A 21053-nucleotide genomic window follows, 5' to 3' on the forward strand; every position below is an offset into this window, starting at 1 on the left:
GTAAAGTCAGCTTGCACGGTTAATCAGGCAAACCGCGTGTACCGTTTTTGCGACCGCTGCGCGCTCGATCGCAGCCTCGTTCTACTCGTCAGCGACTACAACACGGAGTTGGTGGCGAGTCTGTAGCTTCATAGAGGGGCTGGATAAAGTCGAGTTCCTTGAAGACAAGCGTACGCAGCTGACGCCGTCGCCCATCGCTCTCCAGGACGCTGAAGATAAAAATCTTCCAAGAGACAAACCATGCTAATCGGCTGTGCGCGTGGCTCGACGAAGGATCAGTGCCTGGTGTCTACGCAGATGGGTAAGCACATTCCGATTCTTTTTAATTCCAAATAAGAATATCAATATGTTTTTTTGCGCGTTGCGAGAATAAACAGTCCCTTTTAGTATTCACTTTAAGCATTCAACGGCATCAAGAATTCAAATTGTTCTGCTGTTGAGGATTTCAAGTGTTTGGATCAAGGGTCGAGTGATGTGCTCTCGATCGTCATCGAGTAGCGATCAATGTCCGAAGAAAGTTCACTGTCAGGCCTCGCGGCCCTCGAAGCACGCTTGCGCCAGGATCTGGCCTGGCTCGATCTTCCCGCCAGTCAGTGGGTCAAACCACGCCTCAACGAAGGTGCCCCGGTGCTCGATGTGGCGATCATCGGCGGCGGTATGGCGGGCCTGGCCCTTGCTGCCGAGTTGAGGCATCTCGGTGTTGATGCAGTGATTTTCGATCAGTCCGTGGCAGGTTTTGAAGGGCCGTGGGCAACCACCGCCCGTATGCAGACCTTGCGCTCTCCCAAGCACCTGACCGGACCCGCGCTCGGCTTGCCCGCGCTGACCTTCCGTGCCTGGTTCGAAGCGCAATTCGGCGCAGAGGGCTGGGCCGGGCTGGACAAAATTCCGCGACTGCAATGGGCCGACTACCTGCGCTGGTATCGCAAAGTGCTGGCGCTGGATGTGCGCAACGAACACCGGGTCACCCGGGTTGCGCCAAGAGCAGATGCACTGGTTGAGCTGGCCATCGAAACCCCCGTACAAACCCTGCATCTGTTGGCGCGGCATGTCGTGCTGGCCACCGGGCGTGACGGCCTGGGCGGCCCTTGGGTGCCTGAACTCGCCCACCAGCTACCGGATCATCTGTGGGCGCATTCAGGGGATGGTTTGCAGGACGACTGGTTCGAAGGCAAGCGTGTGGCAGTCATCGGGGGCGGGGCCTCTGCGATGGACAGTGCAGCAACCGCGCTGGAAGCGGGCGCCACAGGGGTTGACCTGCTGATCCGGCGTGCCGAACTGCCGCGTATCAACAAAGGCAAGGGCGCCAGTCATCCGGGCATGGTTCATGGCTATTGGCGTCTGCCGGATGCCTGGAAATGGCGTATTCGCAACTACCTCAATACTCAGCAAGTACCTCCGCCCCGCGCCAGTACGATCAGGGTTTCCAGCTCGGGAAGGGCGCGGTTCCTGCTGAACAGTCCCGTCGTCTCGGTGGAGAAAAATCCTCGGGGCGGCCTGTGGTTGAACACGCCTGATGCCCGGATCGAAGCCGATTTTGTGGTATTCGCCACCGGTTTTCGCACCGACTTTGAACAGCGCCCGGAATTTGCGCCGTTCTCTTCGCACATTCGCACCTGGCGGGACCGCTTCGAGGCCCCGGCCAGTGAGCGGGATGCCGAATTGTCCGAGCTGCCGGATTTGGGCAGCCGTTTCGAATTCCAGGAAAAAATACCCGGCAGTTGCCCGGGGTTGAACCATATCCATTGCTTCAGCTATCCCGCAGCCCTCAACTACGGCGCAGTTTCCGGGGATATCCCGGCCATCAGTGAAGGCTCAAAACGTTTGGCCCAGGCCTTGGTCGGCCAACTGTTCAACGAAGACATCTCACTGCATTTCGACACCATGCAACGGTTTGCCGACCCCGAACTGTTTGGCGATGAGTGGGTGGCCAGCCAGCCCACCGCTGAAGAGTTGCGGCGATGATCGGCTGGGCGCTGCGACGAGTGACTCAGTCGCTGCTGGTGATTCTGTTGATGACCCTCGTGGTGTTTATCGGCCTGAATGCCATTGGCAATCCCATGGACATCCTGGTGGGGGAAGACCTCAATCAGGCCGAACGGGTGCAAGCCATCGCACACCTGGGGCTGGACAAGCCGCTGTGGGAGCAATACCTGATCTTTCTCAAGGGCGCAGTCCACGGCAACCTCGGGCAGAGTTTTGTCTATCACGAAGACGCCATGCGCCTGATTTTGCAACGGCTGCCAGCCACCCTCGAACTGGCCTTCAGTGCGCTGTTCCTGGCGGTTGTGATTGGCGTGCCCCTGGGGATTTTTGCCGGTACCTATCCGGATCATCCGTTGTCGCGGTTGATGATGGCCTGCAGCATCATCGGCTTTTCGCTCCCGGCTTTCTGGGTGGCGTTGATGATGATCATGCTGTTCTCAATCAAGCTGGGATGGCTGCCCGCCAGTGGCCGTGGCGAAACCCGCGAGTGGCTGGGGGTGCAGTGGTCGTGGCTGACCCTGGACGGCCTGCAGCACCTGATTCTGCCCGCACTGAACCTGGCGTTGTTCAAGATCTCCCTGGTGTTGCGTCTGACCCGTGCGGGCGTTCGGGAAGTGCTGCCACAAGAGTTCGTCAAGTTTGCCCGGGCGAAGGGCCTTTCGCCGATGCGGGTGATGTTCATGCACGTCATGCGCAACACCATGATTCCCCTGGTGACGGTGCTGGCCATGGAATTGGGATCGACCATTGCCTTCGCGGTGGTCACCGAAAGCATCTTCTCCTGGCCCGGCGCAGGGAAACTGATTCTGGACAGCATCAACGCCCTGGATCGTCCGGTGGTGGTGGCCTATCTAATGGTGGTCGTGGTGATCTTTGTCGTGCTCAACCTGATTGTCGACGGTTTGTATTACCTGCTTGACCCCCGCGTGCGGATCGAGGCCTCCCGATGAGTGCCGTTGAAAAAGCGTTACCGACCCGCATGCCATTGCAGGCCCAGTCGCCCTGGCGTCGAGTGGCCGTCGAGTACATGAATTCGCCAACGGCAGTCGCGGGGCTTGTGGTGTTGGTGCTGATCGTCCTGGTGGCGATTCTAGCCCCGTGGATCGTGGTGCAAAATCCCTACGACCTGATGCAGCTCAACGTGCTGGATGCGCGCCTGGCACCGGGAAGCACCAACATGGACAGTGGCTACACCTATTGGCTTGGCACCGATGGTCAAGGTCGCGACCTGGTCTCGGCAATCATGTATGGCCTGCGCATCAGTTTGTGGGTTGGTATCGGGTCGGCGTTGATCGCGGCGTTTATCGGCACGCTGCTGGGCCTGGTGTCGGCGTATGTCGGGGGCTGGGTAGACGTGTTGCTGATGCGCCTGGTGGACCTGTTGCTGTCGTTCCCGGTGATTCTCATGGCGCTGATGATCCTTGCGTGGCTGGGCAAGGGGGTCGGCAATGTGATGCTCACGTTGATCCTGCTGGAGTGGGCCTATTACGCCCGCACTGCACGCGGCCAGGCGTTGACCGAAAGTCGGCGCGAATACGTCGACGCCGCGCGGGGCCAGGGTATTGGTCCGTGGCGCATCGTCACCGGGCATATCCTGCCCAATTGCCTGCCGCCGCTGATTGTCATCGGCGCATTGCAGATCGCCCGGGCGATCACCCTGGAAGCGACGTTATCGTTTCTGGGCCTGGGTGTGCCTGTCACGGAGCCTTCCCTGGGCTTGCTGATCGCCAACGGCTTCCAGTACATGCTCAGCAACGAATACTGGATCAGCCTGTTTCCGGGGTTGGCGCTGTTGATCACCATCGTCGCGATCAATCTGGTCGGCGACCGGTTGCGTGATGTCCTGAACCCGAGGTTGCAGCGATGAGCCTGCCTGAAATGTCGTTGTCGTCGCTGGCATTGGAACAGCCAACCCTGGATGTGCGTGGTCTCTGCACCTCGTTTTATACCCGGGCCGGGGTGCTTCCAGCGGTGCGCGACTTGTCGTTGCACGTGCAGCCAGGTCGAATTCTGGGGCTGGTGGGCGAGTCGGGATCCGGCAAATCAGTGACCGGTTTTTCCATTCTCGGGCTGGTGGATGAGCCTGGCCGCATCAGTGGCGGCCAGGTGTTGTTCAAGGGGCGCGACCTCACACAACTCTCGGTGTCCGAACTGCGCGCGTTGCAAGGCAACCGGATCGCGATGATTTTCCAGGACCCGATGATGACCCTCAATCCGGTGCTGCGGGTCGACACGCAAATGATCGAAGCGGTGCGTGCCCATCGCCCACTGAGCAAGCGCGACGCTAGGGAGCACGCCAGCCGCACGCTGGCGCTGATGGGCATCGCCAGTCCTGAAGAACGCCTGCGGGCTTATCCCCACCAGTTGTCCGGTGGCATGCGCCAGCGGGTGGCGATCGCCATCGCACTGCTGCATTCGCCTGACCTGATCATCGCGGATGAGCCGACCACGGCGCTGGACGTGACCATCCAGGCGCAGATCCTCAGTGAAATGCAAAAGCTGGTGCGCGAGCAGGGCACGTCGCTGATCTGGATCACCCATGACCTGTCGGTGGTGGCCGGGCTGGCCGATGACGTGGCCGTGATGTACGCCGGTCGTATCGTCGAACAGGGACCGGTCGCCGACGTGCTTGATCGTCCACAACACCCTTACACCCAGGGATTGATCGACAGTCTGCCCAGCCGTAACAAGCGTGGCCAGCGGCTGCGGCAGATTCCCGGCATGGCGCCGGACCTGTTCTCGATGCCGCCTGGATGTGCCTTCGCCGAGCGCTGTACGCGGGCGTCCGCGGCCTGTGCACAGGAACCGGAACCTCGCGAGATCGTACCGGGCCAGACCGTTCGTTGCTTTCACCCTGGAGCTGGCCATGCGCAGTGATCACGTCCCCCTGATAGAACTCAAGCAGGTCAGCAAGACATTTGGTACGCCCGTGGCTGAGCATTCAGTTCAACACCTGTTGCAACGTTTGCACCTGACTCGCCCCAGACCCGTCACCCATGCAGTCGATCGCGTTGACCTGCGCATCAACCGCTCGGAAGTGGTGGGCCTGGTGGGTGAGTCCGGCTGTGGCAAATCAACCCTGGGGCGCATGGTGGCGGGGTTGCTGCCGGTGTCATCAGGTACCGCGCTGGTGGACGGGAAATCCCTGGACAACCTGACGGCCGATGAGCGCCAGGCCGTTCGCATGAAGGTGCAGATGATCTTTCAGGACCCGTCATCGAGCCTCAATCCGCGTCTGCGGGTGGACCGGATCGTCGGCGAGGGCGCGTTGCTGCATGGCTTGACCGACAAGCAGGGTTTCGACGATTACGTCAGTGCGCAACTGCAACGGGCCGGGCTCAGCCCGCAACTGCGCCAGCGCTATCCCCATCAGTTCAGTGGCGGCCAGCGCCAGCGTATCGGCATTGCCCGAGCACTGGCGGTACAGCCGCAACTGCTGGTGTGCGATGAGTCAGTGGCGGCGCTGGACGTGTCGATCCAGGCACAGATTCTCAATCTGTTCATGGACCTGCGCGACGAGCTGGGTCTGACCTATCTGTTTATCAGCCATGACCTGGGCGTCGTCGAGCACCTGTGCGACCGCGTCGTAGTGATGTACCTGGGGCGAGTGGTCGAGAGCGCTTCGGTGGATGACCTGTTTGCCCGCGCCAACCATCCCTACACCCAGGCCCTGTTGGCGCAGATTCCCCGTTTTGATGTCCGCAGTACCCGTTATGACGCGATCAAAGGGGAAATCCCCAGCCCGCTGAACCCGCCCGCCGGGTGTCATTTCCATCCTCGCTGCCCGCACGCCACCGCGCGCTGCTTCAGCGAAGCTCCAGCACTCAGGGAGGTTTCGCCGAACCACCTGAGCGCGTGTCACCTCAACGACCACTTTTGAACGAGCGCCAAGACGCTCGTCATGCTCATTGCCATTACGTGCAAGGAAATACCCATGAAGCCACTTGTTCGTTCATTGTTAGCCTCGGCGCTTATCCTGGCGGCCGGTACTGCTGGTGCCCAGTCCCTGCGTATCGGTTACGCCGACCCTGTGTCGTCCCTCGATCCGCAATTGAATAATTACGCCGGTGACCGGTCGGTGGCGCTGCATGCCTTCGAGTCGCTGGTCAGTCGCCGCGACGACAAAACCCTGCCGGGTTTGGCCAAGAGCTGGAAAGTCATTGATGACACCACCTGGGAATTCGTCTTGCGCGACGATGTGAAATGGCAGGACGGTACGCCTCTGACCGCCGATGATTTCGTGTTCTCGTTCGAGCGCGCCCGCAGTGTTCCTGGCAGCGTGGCGTCGTATGCCGGGGCGACACGCACAGTGGCATCGGTCACGGCAAAAGACGCTCACACGTTGATCATCACGACCCGCACGCCGAACGCGAATCTGCTGCCGGACGTGGACTCGATCTATATCGTCAGCCGTCACGCTGGCGCCACTGCAAGCAGCGCCGATTACAACTCGGGCAAGGCGATGGTGGGTGTGGGGCCTTACCGCTTCGTCTCCTACGTGCCGGGTGACCGGACGATTTTCGAGCGCAACGACGCGTACTGGGGCGCCAGACCGACCTGGGACAAGGTCGATTACCGCTTTATCGCCAACGCTGCCAACCGCACGGCAGCATTGCTTGCTGGTGACGTGGATGTGATTGACAAGGTTTCGCCGACGGATGTCGAGCGCCTGCGCAAAACACCGAGCGTCAGTGTCTATGCCTATCCGGGCTTGCGTGCGCTGATCATCCAGCCCAGCTTTCGCGAAGGCCCCAACCCGTTCATTCGTGACAACGCAGGCCAGCCGCTGGCTGAAAACCCGCTGCGTGATGTGCGGGTGCGCAAGGCGCTGTCACTGGCTATCAACCGCCAGGCCATCAATGACCGGATCATGCAGGGCACCGTCACCGAGGCCAACCAATGGATGCCCGCCAACACCTTCGGCTACAACCCGGACGTGAAAAACATTCCATACGACCCCGCACAGGCCAAGGAACTGTTGGCGCAGGCAGGCTTCCCACAAGGCTTTCAATTAACCGTCCATGTTCCGGGTGATCGCTATCCGCAGGCACCGGAAACGATGCAGGCGGTGGCACAGTTCTGGTCGCGGATCGGGGTCAAGGTCCAGCTCGAAGTATTGCCGTGGGCCGTGTATGCCGGTAAAGCCAACAAGAATGAACTGGCGATCAGTGTGATTGCCTGGGGTAACGGTACGGGCGAAGCGGCGTATGCACTGACCAACATCCTGACCACGGTAGACAGCAACAAAGGGCAGGGCGCCTCCAACTGGGGTCACTACAGCAATGCGCGGGTGGACAAGGCGCTGCTGGATTCGACCGCCGAGTTTGATGAAGGCAAGCGCCGCAAGATCCTTCAGGACTCGGTCCAGGTGGTCAGTGACGACGTCGGCATCATCCCGCTGTTCCACTACCAGAACATCTGGGCGGCCCGCAAAGGCTTGAAAGTCGAGCCGCTGGTCAGCGACCGCACGGCGGCGACCATGGTGACCGAACAACCTTGAACCGTTTTGCGCCGGAGCCTCAAGGGCTCTGCGCGCAACGCTCGCCCCATAGCCTTGAAGGACGTGTCATGACCTCAACCGTTGAACCCGCTGCAGATTTGCTCGACAGCCTGCTGCACATCCAGCCCGGAACCCATCTGCACGCCGTACGCCATGCCCGGGGCAAGGTCGCCTCGGCGACACAGGGCAGCCACGATGTGTTTTTTGATCCGGCACTTGAAAACAACCTGACACTGACCGAGCGCCTGTGGGTGGCTTACTACGCCGCGCGCCTGACACCCCACGGGACGTTGACCGCACACTACCTTGAGCAGTTGCACGTGCTGGGCGCGGATAACACCGTGCAGGCGGCCATCGATTCGGGGGCTATTGAAGCACTCGGCGATGCGCGCCTGCGGGGAATTTTGCGCTTCACCCAAACCTTGATCGAGTCTCCGGTGCACGGTGATCAGGCGGCCTTGCAAGCGCTTCAACAGGAAGGCCTGGGCACTGCCGAAATCGTCGTGCTGGCGCAACTGATTGCCTTCATGTCCTATCAGGTACGTCTGGCCGCCGGGCTCGACGCGTTACTGTCAGCGGGAGCCGCCAGATGAGCGACCTTATTCGCAGCCACGGATTCACCAACGAAACACTGGGATGGAAAGCCTGGCTACCCACTGTCGACTTGAGCAGCGCCACGGACGAGCAAGTGGCCGTGTTGCAAGAGAGCCATCCCCAGGCCCTGACATCGGACTACTACCTGACACTGGCCCATCACCCCGAGGTCCTTCGCCAGCGTTCCCAGGCATTCAACGCCATCATGTATGCACCGGGCGGTTTGTCCCGTGCCGAACGTGAACTGGCGAGCACCGTCGTGTCGCGGGTCAATCGATGCGTGTACTGCGCCTCGGTGCATGCTCAGCGGTTCGAGCAACTGGCCAAGCGCAACGACGTGATCAGCGAGGTGTTTGCCGACCCTGCAACGGCGGGTACGACAGACAGGGAAAAGGCGATTGTGCACTTCGCCATTGACCTGACCCTGGAGCCATCTTCGCTCAGCGCCCGTCACATCCAAACGCTTCGCGACCAAGGGCTGGACGACGCACAGGTGTTGGACCTGATCCACGCGATCTCGATTTTCGCCTGGGCCAATCGACTGATGTTGAACCTGGGTGAGCCGGTGTTTAGCGCGCCTTAGTGCTTGAGCATTGCCACAAACCCATGGGCTGACTCTTCAAGGGCAGTCTGGCAAAGCCATAAAAAATCCCGCTTAATGACAGCAATGTTGTTCACATAAGCGATTTATGCCTCTGTGGGAGCGGGCTTGCTCGCGATGGTCGTTAACGATGACGCGTATTGACTGAGTCAATGCGGCGCTCTGAAAACCATCGCGAGCAAGCCCGCTCCCACACTTGAGCAGCCTTGCGCTTAATGACAGGCGGGTTTACAGAAAATTAACGTGACCTCATATTCTTCCGCACAGAAGCATGTGGGGATCGATTTTCCATTGTTGAGTACTTCGTCAGCGTGAACTGGGATGATCTGAAAGTCTTTATCTTCGTCGCCAAGTCGAACAACGTGACCGAGGCTGCACACTCGCTCAATGTTTCGGCATCGACGGTGTCGCGCAAGATCGCCGCACTTGAAGATTCGCTCAGTACCGTGTTGTTCTTGAAAAAGACCAACGGCTACTTCCTGACGCAAGCTGGCAGGGCACTGCTTCCACTGGCGCTAGAGACGCAGGAGCGTTTCAAGCTCATTGAGCGACAGATGTCGCAGCCAGGCAATCGAATGGCTGGGCAGGTGCTTATCGATTGCCCGGAGCTGATGGGCACGCACCTGATCATTCCCGGGCTGGCGGATTTTCGGGATCAATACCCCGGTATCAGCTTCGACTTCGTCAACACGGCGGTGTCTTCAAAACTCACGCAAAGCCACAGCGACATCATTGTCCGATTGCGCAGACCTGAAAACGGCAACTTCACCATGCGCCGGGTCGGGACCCTGATGCAGGGTCTTTTTTGTTCTGAAGGTTATGCCGCTGCCAACAGACTGCCCGAAACGCCTGAAGACTTGAAACACCATCACTTGATTGGCTGGACTGAGGACATGGCCTATATGCCGCTCGCGCAATGGCTCAAGGAGGTGAGCCGCGACCAGACGCTCTGGATGCGCGCGCCCAACCTCACTGCCCAGCTCAAGGCTGTGGAAGCGGGTCTTGGCATTGCCGTGCTGCCGACCTATGTGGCACACCAGTCAGGCCTGCGCCAGGTCCTGGCCGATCGCCCTCTGCACAGCTCCGATATCTGGCTTCTGCGCAATCAGGCTACGCAAGGCATAGGCCGCGTCGATCAAGTGGTGGATTATCTGATTGAGCTATTGCACAGCAAAACGGCTGCCATTTAGTAGCAACCTCTGGCCGCGGGGGCATGGAGACGGCTTAAAACGACACCGTGCGCAGGAAAATCCAGAACGCTACCGCGATCAGCATCAGCCCAAACACCACGTTCTGGAACACCAGCAGCCTGGGCCGCGCCTGGATCAGTTTCTGCACGGTCGACCCCATCGATACCCAGATGACGTGCGAGCAGAAATTCAGCGAAATCAGGGCCGCACTCAAGATCAACACGACGCTGCTGCTTGTCTCACCAGAAGGCGTGAAGGTGGAAAACATCACCAGCAACATCACGATTCCTTGCACATTGCCCAACTGCACGACGATGCCATCTCGAAACTGCAAGTGTATGGGGTTGTCGCCGGGTGCCTTCAGCGGGCGACCCAGCAGCCGCACCCCGAGCCACAGAATATAAAGGCTGCCCAGCACCTGCAGTACCCAGACCAGCCTCGGGTTGTTGATCAGCGTGTGGTAAAGGCCTAGCCCGACCAGCATCGCCAGCAGGAAATACGTGATGTCCAGGCCTGCGATAAACCGGACTGAACGCCGTACACCGCTCTGTGCACCGGAGGTTGCAACCATCAAGTTGCCAGGACCTGCACTCAGGGTCAGCGGGGCCATGGTCGACAGCCAAAGCAGCCAGTTGATGCTTAAAATTTCTTGCACGCTCTAATCCTCGATCACGGCATGGACTTAACTCCCTCAAGTCTAATTTGCGCTCACTTGGAACGTTATCGCCAAGCATGCAAAACGGTCTTCCATAAATGGGGCAAGCCCCTGAATTCTGGATGTGGCGAGCTGGTTTGAAACCATTGCCGAGAACGTGACGGGCGGTCTTCATAAAAGTGGAACTCCCACCCACGACCGCCAGTCAATTTTTATGTCCAGACAGGACACCTATTTCTAACCGGGAGAAACTCCATGAGTGGCACTTCAGACAAAATCAAAGGCCTGGCCAACGAAGCAATCGGTAATGTGAAGCAAGGTGTGGGCAAGGCTACAGGAAGTGAGAAACTGCAGGTCGAAGGGAAGATCCAGGAAAAGAAAGGTGAAGCCCAGCAAGTGGTTGGCAAGGTCAAAGACGCCGTAGACAAGAAGTAGCTTTAGGCAACGTTCATTTTTGGGGGCACGCCGTTTTTTAAGTGGCAGACGTGCCCCCAAATATGCCCCCGGAGTGGGGGAATCCAGCAGAATTCTACGGATGGCAGTGGATCAAAAAGAGCCTTTTAAACCCTCTGAAACAGGCATTCCAGAGCGGTTCCAGAGGGATCTGTCAAAGACTGTCCGGATCCCCAAAAAACATCTGTATCCGTGACCGCAACCAGCGCTCGCCAGGGTCGTTGTCCTGGGCGCCGCGCCAGGCCATGTGAAGTTCAAAGCTTTGCACGTCCAGTGGCGGGTCTTCGGCCCGCACGCCGCCTGCTGCCGTCAGGGCTTCGGCGGTGTAGTCGGGGACGGTGGCGATGATGTCGGTGCCCGCCAGCAGGGTGCTCAGGCCATTGAACTGGGGCACGGCCAGGACCACGTGGCGCTTGCGGCCCATTTTTTCCAGTTCGGTATCGATAAATCCGCTCAAGTCTCCGGCGAATGACACCAGGGCATGGGGTCGCTCACAGAAGTCGTCCAGGCTCAGTGCACCGGGCATGGTGTCGGCCCGAAGCAGTTTGGGGCGGCTGCGTCGCAATACCTTGCGCTTGGCGTTGGCCGGCAGGTCGCTGGTGTAGCTGACACCCACTGATATTTCGCCAGAGGCCAGCAGGGGCGGCATCAGGATGTAGTTGACGCGTCGTACCACCAAGACGATGCCCGGTGCTTCTGCGCGCAAACGCTTGAGCAACAGGGGCAGCAGGGCAAACTCGACATCGTCCGACAAGCCGATGCGAAACACCGAGGTGCTGGTTGCCGGGTTGAACTCTGAAGCTCTGCTCACTGCGGTGGAAATCGAGTCCAGGGCCGGGGACAGCAAGGCGAAGATCTCGATCGCCCGGGCGGTGGGCTCCATGCTGCGACCGGTACGCACGAACAGCGGGTCATCGAACAAGTTGCGCAGGCGTGAAAGGGCCGCGCTGATGGCCGGCTGGCCCAGAAAAAGTTTCTCGGCTGCGCGGGTCACACTGCGTTCATGCATCAAGGTTTCAAAGACGATCAGCAAATTCAGATCGACGCGACGCAAGTCGTTACGGTTCATGAGGCAGGCTTCGCAGGGGTTCAACAGGTAGTGAGGTAACGGATCTTACTGGCAAAATTGTTTTTTCGTCACTCCGTAGATTTTGTTCCTGGCGGATGGGCGGGTGTTTTCTTGGGGATTTACGGCGGTTTTGCTGGGCTTGCAGGGCTTGTATCCATTTTGAATCTGTCTGCGGATCAATGTCAGGCATGTCGACTATTAATGCTGTCTGTTAGTCTTGCGCACAAAGCCCGGATAAAGTCCCGTGGTATTAGCGATTAATTAGGCGAGGTTTGTAATGTCGCGCACGATCCGTTTTCACAAGTTTGGCCCGGCCGAGGTGCTCAAGTGCGAAGAGCACGACGTCGCCGCGCCTGCGCCTGGCGAAGTGCAGGTCCGTGTCCAGGCGATTGGCATCAGTTGGTATGACGTGCTGTGGCGGCAAAACCTGGCCCCTAGCCACGCCCGTTTGCCTGCGGGTATCGGTCATGAAATGGCGGGCATCGTCACCGCCGTCGGCGACGGTGTGGATGACCTGGCGATCGGTGACAAGGTTGCCAGCTTCCCGGGCCAGAGTGCCAACGACTATCCAACGTATGGCGAGCTGATTCTGATGCCGCGCTCAACGCTGACCCGTTATCCGGACGTGTTGTCTGCGGTTGAAGCCAGCGTGCATTACACACCGTTGTTGATTGCCTACTTTGCCTATGTGGACCTGGCGCAGGTCAAACCGGGGCAAACCGTGTTGATTACCGATGCCAGCCACTGTGCGGGGCCATCGTTTGTGCAGTTGGGCAAAGCCCTGGGCCTGAAGGTCATTGCCGCGACCAAGGATGCCGCAGAACGCGAGTGCCTGCTGAGCCTGGGTGCCGACAAGGTGATTGTCACCGAAGAGCAGGACCTGCTGATGCAGGTCAACAAGATCACGGACAACAAAGGCGTGGACGTGGTGCTCGATGGCCTTGGCGGCCCGCAAATGTCCGTGCTGGGCGACGTTCTGGCGCCCCGTGGCAGCCTGGTGCTGTACGGCCTGCAAGGCGGCAATCAAACGGGGTTCCCGGGCTGCGCGTGCTTTCAGAAGAACATCAAGTTTTTTGTGCATTGCATCGGCAACTTCACCGGCAAGCCGGAACTGGGCATTGCCCAGGACGAGGAGGCCATGAAGCGCGCCCTGCGGGACATCAACCAGTTGACCGCTGACGGGGTCCTGACTCCTCTGGAGATCAAGGTGTTCCCTTTTGAACACTTTGTTGAAGCCCATCGCTACATGGACGATTGCCCGTGCCGCGGACGAGTCGCACTGCAGCTCACGACTGACTGATGCCGCGCGGGTAACCGCGTACAAAAACGCCCCTGGACATCACGTCCCGGGGCGTTTTTTTTCGCCTGTAGAAACCTATCTGGGCTTGTCACCGGCAATGGCGTGAGCGAGATAACGCCCTTAAATCTATTCATAAGCATTGTAAATATTACGTTATGTATTCGTTTGAGCTGGTTTCTGTAGGGCCATTCCTGTGCGTACGTACGCCCGGTCTGTGATGGACTGAAGAGTTGAGGTAAGTGTGGGCGCGTCAAATCGAGCTGCCGATAATGCGTGTCTCGATCTGGAGGAATTACCCATGGATAACTTTCATGAGCAAGCCATGAGCTCTGTCTATCAACAAGTGCTGCACCGACTCCTGGGTTTTTTCAGCCGCTCCGAGCGCATCGCATTGCAACTGTTGATTCAACGTTTGTTAGTGGCGGCAGGGGGCGTGGAGCGCATTGGGCGTTACCGGGTAATGGTTGTTCATGAGGGGGGCAAGGAGTGCGCCTACACACTGGCTTTTTTGCGCGCCGCGCAGCTCAGTATTGCGGGGCGCTCGCCAGACACGTTCATGTTGCGTATTGCGGTACTGCGCCAGCCGCGGATGACGGTCAATGTGATGGAGCGCATTCAGGCCCAATGCAGCGAGTTATTTATGTATGACGACAGCCGCGTGGAGTTGCTGTTGGTGGATGAACAGGGCGCTACCAGGCTGCATAAGCAGGCTGCGTTTGAGAGCCAGCCCTCGGACATGAATCGAACACAGGTATTGATGTCGGGCCACCTGACCCAGGGCGATACCCGGGCGACATTCTTTTATGCCGACCTGTTGGGCCGGGCCAGGCTGTATCGGCGAGCCTGCGATTGGGGGGGCAGGGTGGATGCGTTGATCGACCGGCGCCCGCCCACCCACCTTGGGCAATACGTGACGTGGATTCAGCAGGTTGCACAGCTGCAGGGGCATGCCCCCTTTGACCAGCACCGTCAGGGTTTCGACAGCGCGGTCAAACTGTGCTGCAAGCTGGATGACGACTACAGGCAGTTATTGCGCCTGCCAGCGGCGCCCTGCAATGACCCCTGCGCTGGCGAAGTTCCCGGTGACATAAATGTGATCAATGTCTTTGATTGCCTGTGTCAGGAAATGGACGTTTTACACTCCCCGGTGCTGATGTTTGTGGAGGGGCCCTGGCGTGTAAAAAACCTGGATATCGAGGAGCCTCAAGCGGCTGTGGTTTTGGTGGCTGCCCATGTGCACGGCTTGCGGGGGGCTTACCGCCAGGGTGTGGATTACAGTGTTGGAGCAGATGCTTACTTGCGCCGCGCGTCGATAGAAAACAGGTGCAATGACCGATTCAAGGGCCAATTGATAAAGCAGTTGGAGGCGGTGTTCGATACGCCGGAAAAACTGGATCAGTTGCATGGTGCCGCCACTCAGTACCTGAGCGAACTGCACGGTGTCAGCGAAGAGCAGTTGGGGTGCCTGATGTGTTCGCCCTTTGTGAATCAGGCCCGCGGCCTTGAACACTTCCTGCACAATTACTACCCCGAAAAAAAGCATCTCATCCACGAATTTCGTCAGGTATTGAGGGACAAGAACACGCTGTCACAGGTTGATGTCACCTGGCTTGAATCCATAAGCGGGCTTCCCCTTGCGTCTTTGCAGGCGCTGTATCACATGCAAGAAATCGACTTCAGAGACTGCGATTCCCTGATTTCCCTCTTGTGGGCCCATGACCCCGGCAATAAGCCCGGGCATACAGTCCCTGCGGATTAAGAGGCCGTTTCACTCCAGGTTCAACGGCTCGCCAGCCTCTCTGACGAGCCCCGTCTTGCACACCACTCATCCAATAGGATTTGCCAGAGTACTGGGCAAACTGATATCTGTACGCATATCCAGTACCTAAAGCCAGTGGTCCGTTGCGCCCGTGATTTCCAATCCCCTCGAAGATCCGTTTTATTACCTGAAGAACTTCCAGCATGTGCTCGACTGGATCGCCGCCCGTTATGACGATCTGTTAAGTGTCGAGGAGCAGCGCTTTATCGCAGGTTTTGCCCTGCTGCCCGGCCCCTCCCAAGCGTTGTGGGTACGCATGGTGATGCGCAAGGGGGCTCACTTCAGGGCCAGCAAGCTCAACTATCCGGAAATCGGCGAAGTTTCACTGGCAGCAGTGCCCCTGGTGGCGGGGGGATGGCTGGACGATCAGGCGCCTCTGGCCCTGGTCGAGGTGTTTGACGTGTTGCAAAAGCCGGAAATCCTGGCGCGCTTCAGTGCACATATTGCCCGGCCCAAGGCCAGGAAATCAGAGTGGCTGGATGAGTTGTCTGCCGATTTCACCCAGCAACAGAGCCTGGCCCAGTGGCATCCGGCCCTGGTCGACACCCTTTACACCCTGAACCACAGGGCGCTGTGCGATCGTTTGCGGCTCATGTTTTTCGGCAATCTCAGCCAGGGCTGGCCAGATCTGGTATTGGCTGACCTGGGGCTGTTCACCTACGAAAAAGTCGATTTCAGCCATGAGTCACGGGCGCTGCGTTGCCGCGCCGATATTGAAGGCTATCTACACCTGTATGCCTGTCGCGAACGATTTGAAGTCAGTGGTGATGTGGACGAGGTGCTGCAACCGGTACTCGACTATCGAGTGGATAACCGCTGGCTGCAGCGACGGCGCGGGCGTTTGCTGTTTCAGATCGGTCAGCATCTGGAGCGCACGGAAGACTTGAACCGGGCGCTGCAGGTTTACCAGCAAAGCCAGCACCCCGAAGCGCGACAGCGCGGCATTCGCGTGCTTGAGCGTCAGGGGCACTACGAGCAGGCGCTGAGCCTGGCAGACGTCGCACTGCAGGCCCCCCTGACCGACGCGGAACACCAGCACCTGCTGCGCATTATCCCGCGCTTGCGGCGCAAACTCGGGTTGGCGGCGCTTGCGGTTGTCAGGCCCAAAGCCCCCGACCGGCTTGATCTGACCCTGCCACGGGACGACGCCACGTGCGTTGAACTCAGTGTTGTTGTGCATCTGCAGACCCCTGAGGCTCCCGTGCATTACGTGGAAAACACCTTGATCAACGGGCTGTTCGGTTTGCTGTGCTGGCCGGCGATTTTTGCGCCCCTGCCGGGCGCGTTTTTCCACCCGTACCAGAGTGGCCCGGCGGATTTACTGGAAGATGACTTCTACCAGCAGAGGGCTGACCTGTTTGAGGATTGCCTCGCGCAACTGGATGACGGGCGTTACCTGGCCACCATCCGTGCCGCCTACACGACCAAGTTCGGGATACAGACGTCCTTTATCGCCTGGAATTACCTGAGCCAGGAACTGCTCGAAGACGCGTTGCGGTGCTTGCCCCCCGCGCATTTGAAGCTGTGGTTTCGGCGTCTGTTGCTGGATATCAAGGCCAACCGCACCGGCATGCCTGACTTGATCCAGTTTTTTGTGGCGCAAAATACCTACCGCATGATCGAGGTCAAAGGCCCCGGTGATCGCCTGCAGGATAACCAGCTGCGCTGGCTGGCCTTTTGCGAGGAGCACGGGATGCCGGTGACCGTGTGCTACGTGCAATGGCAGGAGCCCCAGGGGTGAGCTATCGCGTTGCAGTGCGTGCCCTGTGCGAGTTCACGGCCAAGGTCGGCGATCTGGACTTGCGCTTCACGCCCTCACCCACGGCGCAGCAGGGGATTGCCGGTCACCGTACGGTGGCTTCGCGGCGCAGTGCGTTGTATCAGCCGGAGTTGAGTCTTGAGGGGCAGTACGGGGCGTTGACCGTACGTGGCCGGGCTGACGGCTATGACCCCGTGGCCAATGTGCTGGAAGAGGTGAAAACCCATCGCGGCGATTTTGCCGCCATAGCGGCCAATCACCGCCAGCTGCACTGGGCACAAGCCCGCGTCTACGGCTGGTTGTTGTGCCAAAGCCTGCAATTGCCGCAGGTCAATCTGGCACTGGTGTATTTCGACATTGTCAGCGAAAAGGAAACACGTCTTCAGGAGTGTTGGTCGGCAGCCGATCTGCAGCAATTTTTCGAGCAGCAGTGCGGGTTGTTCCTGGCCTGGGCTGAGCAGGAAATGGCCCATCGAGAGGCCCGGGACAAGGGTGCCCGCAACCTGGCCTTTCCCCATGAGCAGTTTCGCACCGGGCAACGGGCACTGGCCGAGGCGGTGTACAAGACCGCCAGTACCGGGCGCTGTCTGATGGCCCAGGCGCCGACCGGGATTGGCAAAACCATAGGCACCCTGTTTCCGCTGCTCAAGGCCATGCCTGGCCAGCAACTCGACAAACTGTTGTTTTTGACCGCCAAAACCCCGGGGCGCAAGCTGGCCCTCGATGCGGCGCAAGTGCTCTATCCCAAGGGGCAGAATGTACCGTTGCGGGTACTGGAACTGGTCGCACGGGACAAGGCCTGCGAATACCCCGAGAACGCCTGCAATGGCGATTCCTGCCCTCTGGCCAGGGGGTTTTATGATCGCTTGCCCGCTGCGCGCCTAGAGGCGGTCGCCCAGTCACCCCTCGATCAGCAGACTTTGCGCAGCGTCGCGCTGGCCCATGAGGTATGCCCTTACTACTTGAGCCAGGAAATGGCCCGTTGGGCTGATGTGGTCGTTGCGGACTATAACTATTACTTCGATTTCAGTGCATTGCTGTATGGCCTGGCCCAGGCCAATCAGTGGCGGGTCGCGACGCTGGTAGACGAAGCCCACAATCTGGTGGAACGCGCGCGGCAGATGTACAGCGCAAGTCTGGACCAGCAGACCTTGAACAGCGTGCGTCACTCGGCCCCGGCCGCCCTCGATAAACCCTTCAAGCGCCTGAACCGGGAATGGAATGCGCTGCATAAGGAACAGGCGGGGGCCTATCAGGTGTACCCCAAGCTTCCGGAAAAATGGCTGGCCGCCTTATCGGCCTGTATCACCGCCATCGGCGACTACCTGAACGATCACCCGCAAGGGTTGAGCGGCAACCTGCAGGGCTTTTACTTTGAAGCCCTGCAGTTCAATCGGGTGGCCGAACTGTTCGACGGGCATTTTCTGTTCGATGTCAGCCTGCGTGCAGAAGGCAAGCGGCGTGTGTCGCAGCTCAACCTGCGCAACATCGTGCCCGCAGGTTTTATCGGACCGCGCCTGGCGAGTGCACAGAGCAATGTGCTGTTTTCGGCCACCCTGAGCCCGCAGGCCTATTACGCCAACCTGCTGGGGCTGGCGGCTGACACGGTGTGGATGGATGTCGAATCGCCGTTTCAGGCAGAGCAACTGAACGTGCATGTTGTCAGCCAGATATCGACCCGATTTGTTCATCGCCAGGCTTCGCTGGAACCGATTGTGGAACTGATCGCCCGTCAGTTCGAGCAGCGCCCGGGCAACTACCTGGCGTTTTTCAGCAGCTTCGACTATCTGCAGCAGGTTGCCCAATTGCTCGCAGAGCGCCATCCCCACGTTACCCAGTGGTCCCAGGGGCGGCGCATGGATGAAGCGGCGCGCCAGGGGTTCCTCGATCAGTTCACCCTGTCGGGCCAGGGGGTGGGTTTTGCCGTGCTGGGTGGAGCCTTTGGCGAGGGTATCGATTTGCCCGGCGCCCGGTTGATCGGTGCTTTTGTCGCGACCTTGGGGCTGGCGCAGTTCAATCCCGTCAATGAACAGATCAAGCAGCGGATGGCGGCGCTGTTTGGCGCCGGTTATGACTACACCTACCTGTACCCCGGCGTGCAGAAAGTGGTGCAGGCTGCCGGGCGGGTAATCCGTACTCAGAGCGATCAGGGCACGCTGTTTCTGATTGATGACCGTTTTGCCGAGCCCAAGGTGCAGCAACTTTTGCCACGCTGGTGGCAATTGGGTTGATGGCCTGACGTTATGGCAAACTGCCGGGGTTGTGGCGCATGAAGCGCCTTACTTGACCCCGGAGTTCCCCCTTATGAGCATCAAACGTTTCGGTACCGGCGCTGTAGGCGCAGGCGGCCAGCCTTTGCCTTTCGCCCGCGCTGTAGAGGCTGATGGCTGGCTGCACGTGTCCGGCCAGGTTGCCATGGAAAACGGTGAAATCATTAACGGCGGGATTGTCGAGCAGACCCACAAAACCATGCAAAACCTGGTCGCCATCCTCGAAGAGGCCGGTTATGGCCTCGAAGATGTGGTCCGCGCGGGCGTATGGCTGCAGGACCCGCGGGACTTCTGGAGTTTCAACAAAGTGTTCGCGTCGTACTTCAAAAGCGAACATGCACCGGCACGTGCCTGTGTGCAGGCCATGATGATGGTCGATTGCAAGGTCGAGATCGATTGCATCGCCTATAAAGCCAAGCGCTGAAACTTGAGGAGTTGAGTGTGTCGAATACGTCGAACAATCAGCCGATTCTCAAAGGCGCAGCCCGCCCCGGCGATCACCTGGTTCATGACGTGAGCCTGCCCGCACTGGTGATTCACCGTGACGCGCTGGAGCACAACATTCGCTGGATGCAGGATTTTGTCACCCGCAGCGGCGCGGTGTTGGCACCTCACGGCAAAACCAGCATGGCTCCGGCGCTGTTTCGTCGCCAGCTGGAGCAGGGCGCCTGGGGGTTGACCCTGGCCACTGCGGTACAAACCTGTACGGCTTATGCCGGGGGTGTACGTCGAGTACTGATGGCCAACCAGTTGGTGGGCCGGGCCAACATGGCGTTGATTGCCGACTTGCAGACCGACCCGGCATTCGAATTTCACTGCATGGTCGACCATCCGGACAACGTTGCGGTCCTGGGCGCTTACTTTGCCGAACGTGGGCAGCGCTTGAACGTGATGATTGAATACGGCGTGGCAGGCGGGCGTTGTGGTTGCCGTACCGAACAGCAAGTCATGGAACTGGCGGCGGCGATCAAGTTGCAGCCATCGTTGGCCCTGACCGGCATCGAAGGCTATGAAGGGGTCATTCACGGAGAACAGGCCGTCAGCGGGATTCGCGAGTTTGCGGCTTCACTGGTGCGTCTGGCCCTGCGACTGCACGCCGACGGTGCATTTGCCCTGGAACAACCCATCATTACCGCCTCGGGCTCGGCCTGGTATGACCTGATTGCTGAAGGCTTCGAGGCCGAGGCGGCTGGCGGGCGCTTTCTCAGTGTGCTGCGCCCGGGCAGTTACGTGGTTCACGACCACGGCATCTACAAGGACGCTCAGTGCTGCGTACTGGATCGACGTCAGGACTTGCACGAAGGCCTGCGCCCGGCGCTGGAAGTCTGGGCTCACGTGCAATCGCTGCCCGAGCCGGGGTTTGCGGTGATTGCACTGGGCAAGCGCGACGTGGCGTTTGATGCGGGCTTGCCGCTGCCGTTAAAGCGATATCGCGAAGGTGTGATACCGGTGGTGGGCGATGATGTCAGCGGGTGCAAGGTCACGGCGGTGATGGACCAGCATGCCTTCATGACCGTTGCCGAGGGGTCGCAGTTGCGCGTTGGCGACATCATCAGCTTTGGCACCTCCCATCCTTGCCTGACTTTTGACAAGTGGCGCACGGGTTGTGTGGTCGATGAGCAGTTCAATGTGCTTGAGCGCTTTGCCATAGAGTTTTAACCCGTGGGAGCGGGCTTGCTCGCGATGGCATCGCCCTGGCCTTGCTGTCAGACCGAGTCGCCAGCATCGCAGGCAAGCCAGCTTGTGTCTTCAAGGTCTCTTAAACTCAGAAGGGTGAGAGCAGTGGATGGCAGACTGAAAGCCAGCGGTGCTTAAAGCACGAGTGGGAGCCAAGTCGCCATCCACCTCTCACTCTGA

The 21053-nt window shown here is 59.3% G+C and carries 18 protein-coding genes; 16 read left to right on the forward strand and 2 right to left on the reverse strand.

All coding sequences use genetic code 11. The features are described 5' to 3' along the window. Positions 1 to 504 precede the first annotated feature (504 nt). The 9 genes from AC19YQ_RS22970 (at position 505) to AC19YQ_RS23010 (ending at position 9871) form a co-directional block, all read left to right on the forward strand. Positions 505 to 1965, forward strand: coding sequence for an NAD(P)-binding domain-containing protein (locus AC19YQ_RS22970; protein ID WP_133076805.1), 1461 nt, complete (start codon positions 505 to 507; stop codon positions 1963 to 1965). Beyond that, positions 1962 to 2936: an ABC transporter permease gene (locus tag AC19YQ_RS22975; RefSeq protein WP_338647292.1), complete on the forward strand. Its 975-nt coding sequence runs from the start codon at positions 1962 to 1964 to the stop codon at positions 2934 to 2936. The genes AC19YQ_RS22970 and AC19YQ_RS22975 overlap by 4 nt, the downstream gene beginning before the upstream one ends. Next, the gene (locus AC19YQ_RS22980) at positions 2933 to 3853 is read left to right on the forward strand and encodes an ABC transporter permease subunit (protein ID WP_133076803.1); all 921 of its coding nucleotides are present in this window, start codon (positions 2933 to 2935) and stop codon (positions 3851 to 3853) included. The genes AC19YQ_RS22975 and AC19YQ_RS22980 overlap by 4 nt, the downstream gene beginning before the upstream one ends. Then, positions 3850 to 4863, forward strand: a complete 1014-nt coding sequence (locus tag AC19YQ_RS22985) for an oligopeptide/dipeptide ABC transporter ATP-binding protein (protein WP_133076802.1) — start codon at positions 3850 to 3852, stop codon at positions 4861 to 4863. Before AC19YQ_RS22980 ends, AC19YQ_RS22985 begins: the two co-directional genes overlap by 4 nt. Further along, on the forward strand, positions 4853 to 5866 hold the full coding sequence (locus AC19YQ_RS22990) for an ABC transporter ATP-binding protein (RefSeq protein ID WP_133076801.1): 1014 nt from the start codon (positions 4853 to 4855) through the stop codon (positions 5864 to 5866). The genes AC19YQ_RS22985 and AC19YQ_RS22990 overlap by 11 nt, the downstream gene beginning before the upstream one ends. Positions 5867 to 5920: 54 nt before the next feature. Beyond that, positions 5921 to 7486, forward strand: a complete 1566-nt coding sequence (locus AC19YQ_RS22995) for an ABC transporter substrate-binding protein (protein ID WP_133076800.1) — start codon at positions 5921 to 5923, stop codon at positions 7484 to 7486. 68 nt (positions 7487 to 7554) lie between these two features. Continuing rightward, a complete protein-coding gene (locus AC19YQ_RS23000; RefSeq protein ID WP_133076799.1) occupies positions 7555 to 8079 on the forward strand; it encodes a CMD domain protein in 525 nt (174 codons plus the stop codon). Continuing rightward, the gene (locus tag AC19YQ_RS23005; RefSeq protein ID WP_133076798.1) at positions 8076 to 8663 is read left to right on the forward strand and encodes a peroxidase-related enzyme; all 588 of its coding nucleotides are present in this window, start codon (positions 8076 to 8078) and stop codon (positions 8661 to 8663) included. Before AC19YQ_RS23000 ends, AC19YQ_RS23005 begins: the two co-directional genes overlap by 4 nt. Positions 8664 to 8992: 329 nt before the next feature. After that, positions 8993 to 9871: a LysR substrate-binding domain-containing protein gene (locus AC19YQ_RS23010; protein WP_133076797.1), complete on the forward strand. Its 879-nt coding sequence runs from the start codon at positions 8993 to 8995 to the stop codon at positions 9869 to 9871. Positions 9872 to 9905: 34 nt separating this feature from the next. Here AC19YQ_RS23010 and AC19YQ_RS23015 read toward each other — a convergent pair whose 3' ends face one another. Beyond that, the gene (locus tag AC19YQ_RS23015; RefSeq protein ID WP_133076796.1) at positions 9906 to 10526 is read right to left on the reverse strand and encodes a LysE family transporter; all 621 of its coding nucleotides are present in this window, start codon (positions 10524 to 10526) and stop codon (positions 9906 to 9908) included. Positions 10527 to 10781: 255 nt separating this feature from the next. On the opposite strand from AC19YQ_RS23015, the gene AC19YQ_RS23020 reads away from it, so the two are divergent. Then, positions 10782 to 10961 (forward strand): CsbD family protein, encoded by a 180-nt coding sequence (locus AC19YQ_RS23020; RefSeq protein ID WP_133076795.1) that lies wholly within the window; start codon positions 10782 to 10784, stop codon positions 10959 to 10961. Between the two features lie 172 nt (positions 10962 to 11133). Here AC19YQ_RS23020 and AC19YQ_RS23025 read toward each other — a convergent pair whose 3' ends face one another. Next, on the reverse strand, positions 11134 to 12048 hold the full coding sequence (locus AC19YQ_RS23025) for a LysR substrate-binding domain-containing protein (RefSeq protein ID WP_133076794.1): 915 nt from the start codon (positions 12046 to 12048) through the stop codon (positions 11134 to 11136). Positions 12049 to 12325: 277 nt separating this feature from the next. Here AC19YQ_RS23025 and AC19YQ_RS23030 point away from each other — a divergent pair, with 277 nt between their 5' ends. The 6 genes from AC19YQ_RS23030 to AC19YQ_RS23055 all read left to right on the forward strand — a co-directional run bounded on the left by AC19YQ_RS23030 (position 12326) and on the right by AC19YQ_RS23055 (position 20855). Then, a complete protein-coding gene (locus AC19YQ_RS23030; RefSeq protein ID WP_219262261.1) occupies positions 12326 to 13348 on the forward strand; it encodes a zinc-dependent alcohol dehydrogenase family protein in 1023 nt (340 codons plus the stop codon). A 298-nt stretch (positions 13349 to 13646) separates the two neighbouring features. Continuing rightward, positions 13647 to 15107: a hypothetical protein gene (locus AC19YQ_RS23035; protein ID WP_500596028.1), complete on the forward strand. Its 1461-nt coding sequence runs from the start codon at positions 13647 to 13649 to the stop codon at positions 15105 to 15107. 151 nt (positions 15108 to 15258) lie between these two features. Beyond that, the gene (locus tag AC19YQ_RS23040) at positions 15259 to 16908 is read left to right on the forward strand and encodes a VRR-NUC domain-containing protein (RefSeq protein ID WP_500596029.1); all 1650 of its coding nucleotides are present in this window, start codon (positions 15259 to 15261) and stop codon (positions 16906 to 16908) included. Continuing rightward, the gene (locus tag AC19YQ_RS23045) at positions 16905 to 19157 is read left to right on the forward strand and encodes an ATP-dependent DNA helicase (protein ID WP_500596030.1); all 2253 of its coding nucleotides are present in this window, start codon (positions 16905 to 16907) and stop codon (positions 19155 to 19157) included. Before AC19YQ_RS23040 ends, AC19YQ_RS23045 begins: the two co-directional genes overlap by 4 nt. Positions 19158 to 19230: 73 nt before the next feature. Further along, positions 19231 to 19620 carry a RidA family protein gene (locus AC19YQ_RS23050; RefSeq protein ID WP_133076790.1) on the forward strand — a complete coding sequence of 130 codons (390 nt, stop codon included), beginning with the start codon at positions 19231 to 19233 and terminating at the stop codon, positions 19618 to 19620. A gap of 17 nt (positions 19621 to 19637) precedes the next feature. Beyond that, complete coding sequence (locus tag AC19YQ_RS23055; protein ID WP_500596031.1) at positions 19638 to 20855, forward strand: amino acid deaminase; 1218 nt, start codon at positions 19638 to 19640, stop codon at positions 20853 to 20855. Positions 20856 to 21053 lie beyond the last annotated feature (198 nt).

The organism is Pseudomonas sp. MF06569, assembly GCF_059862735.1.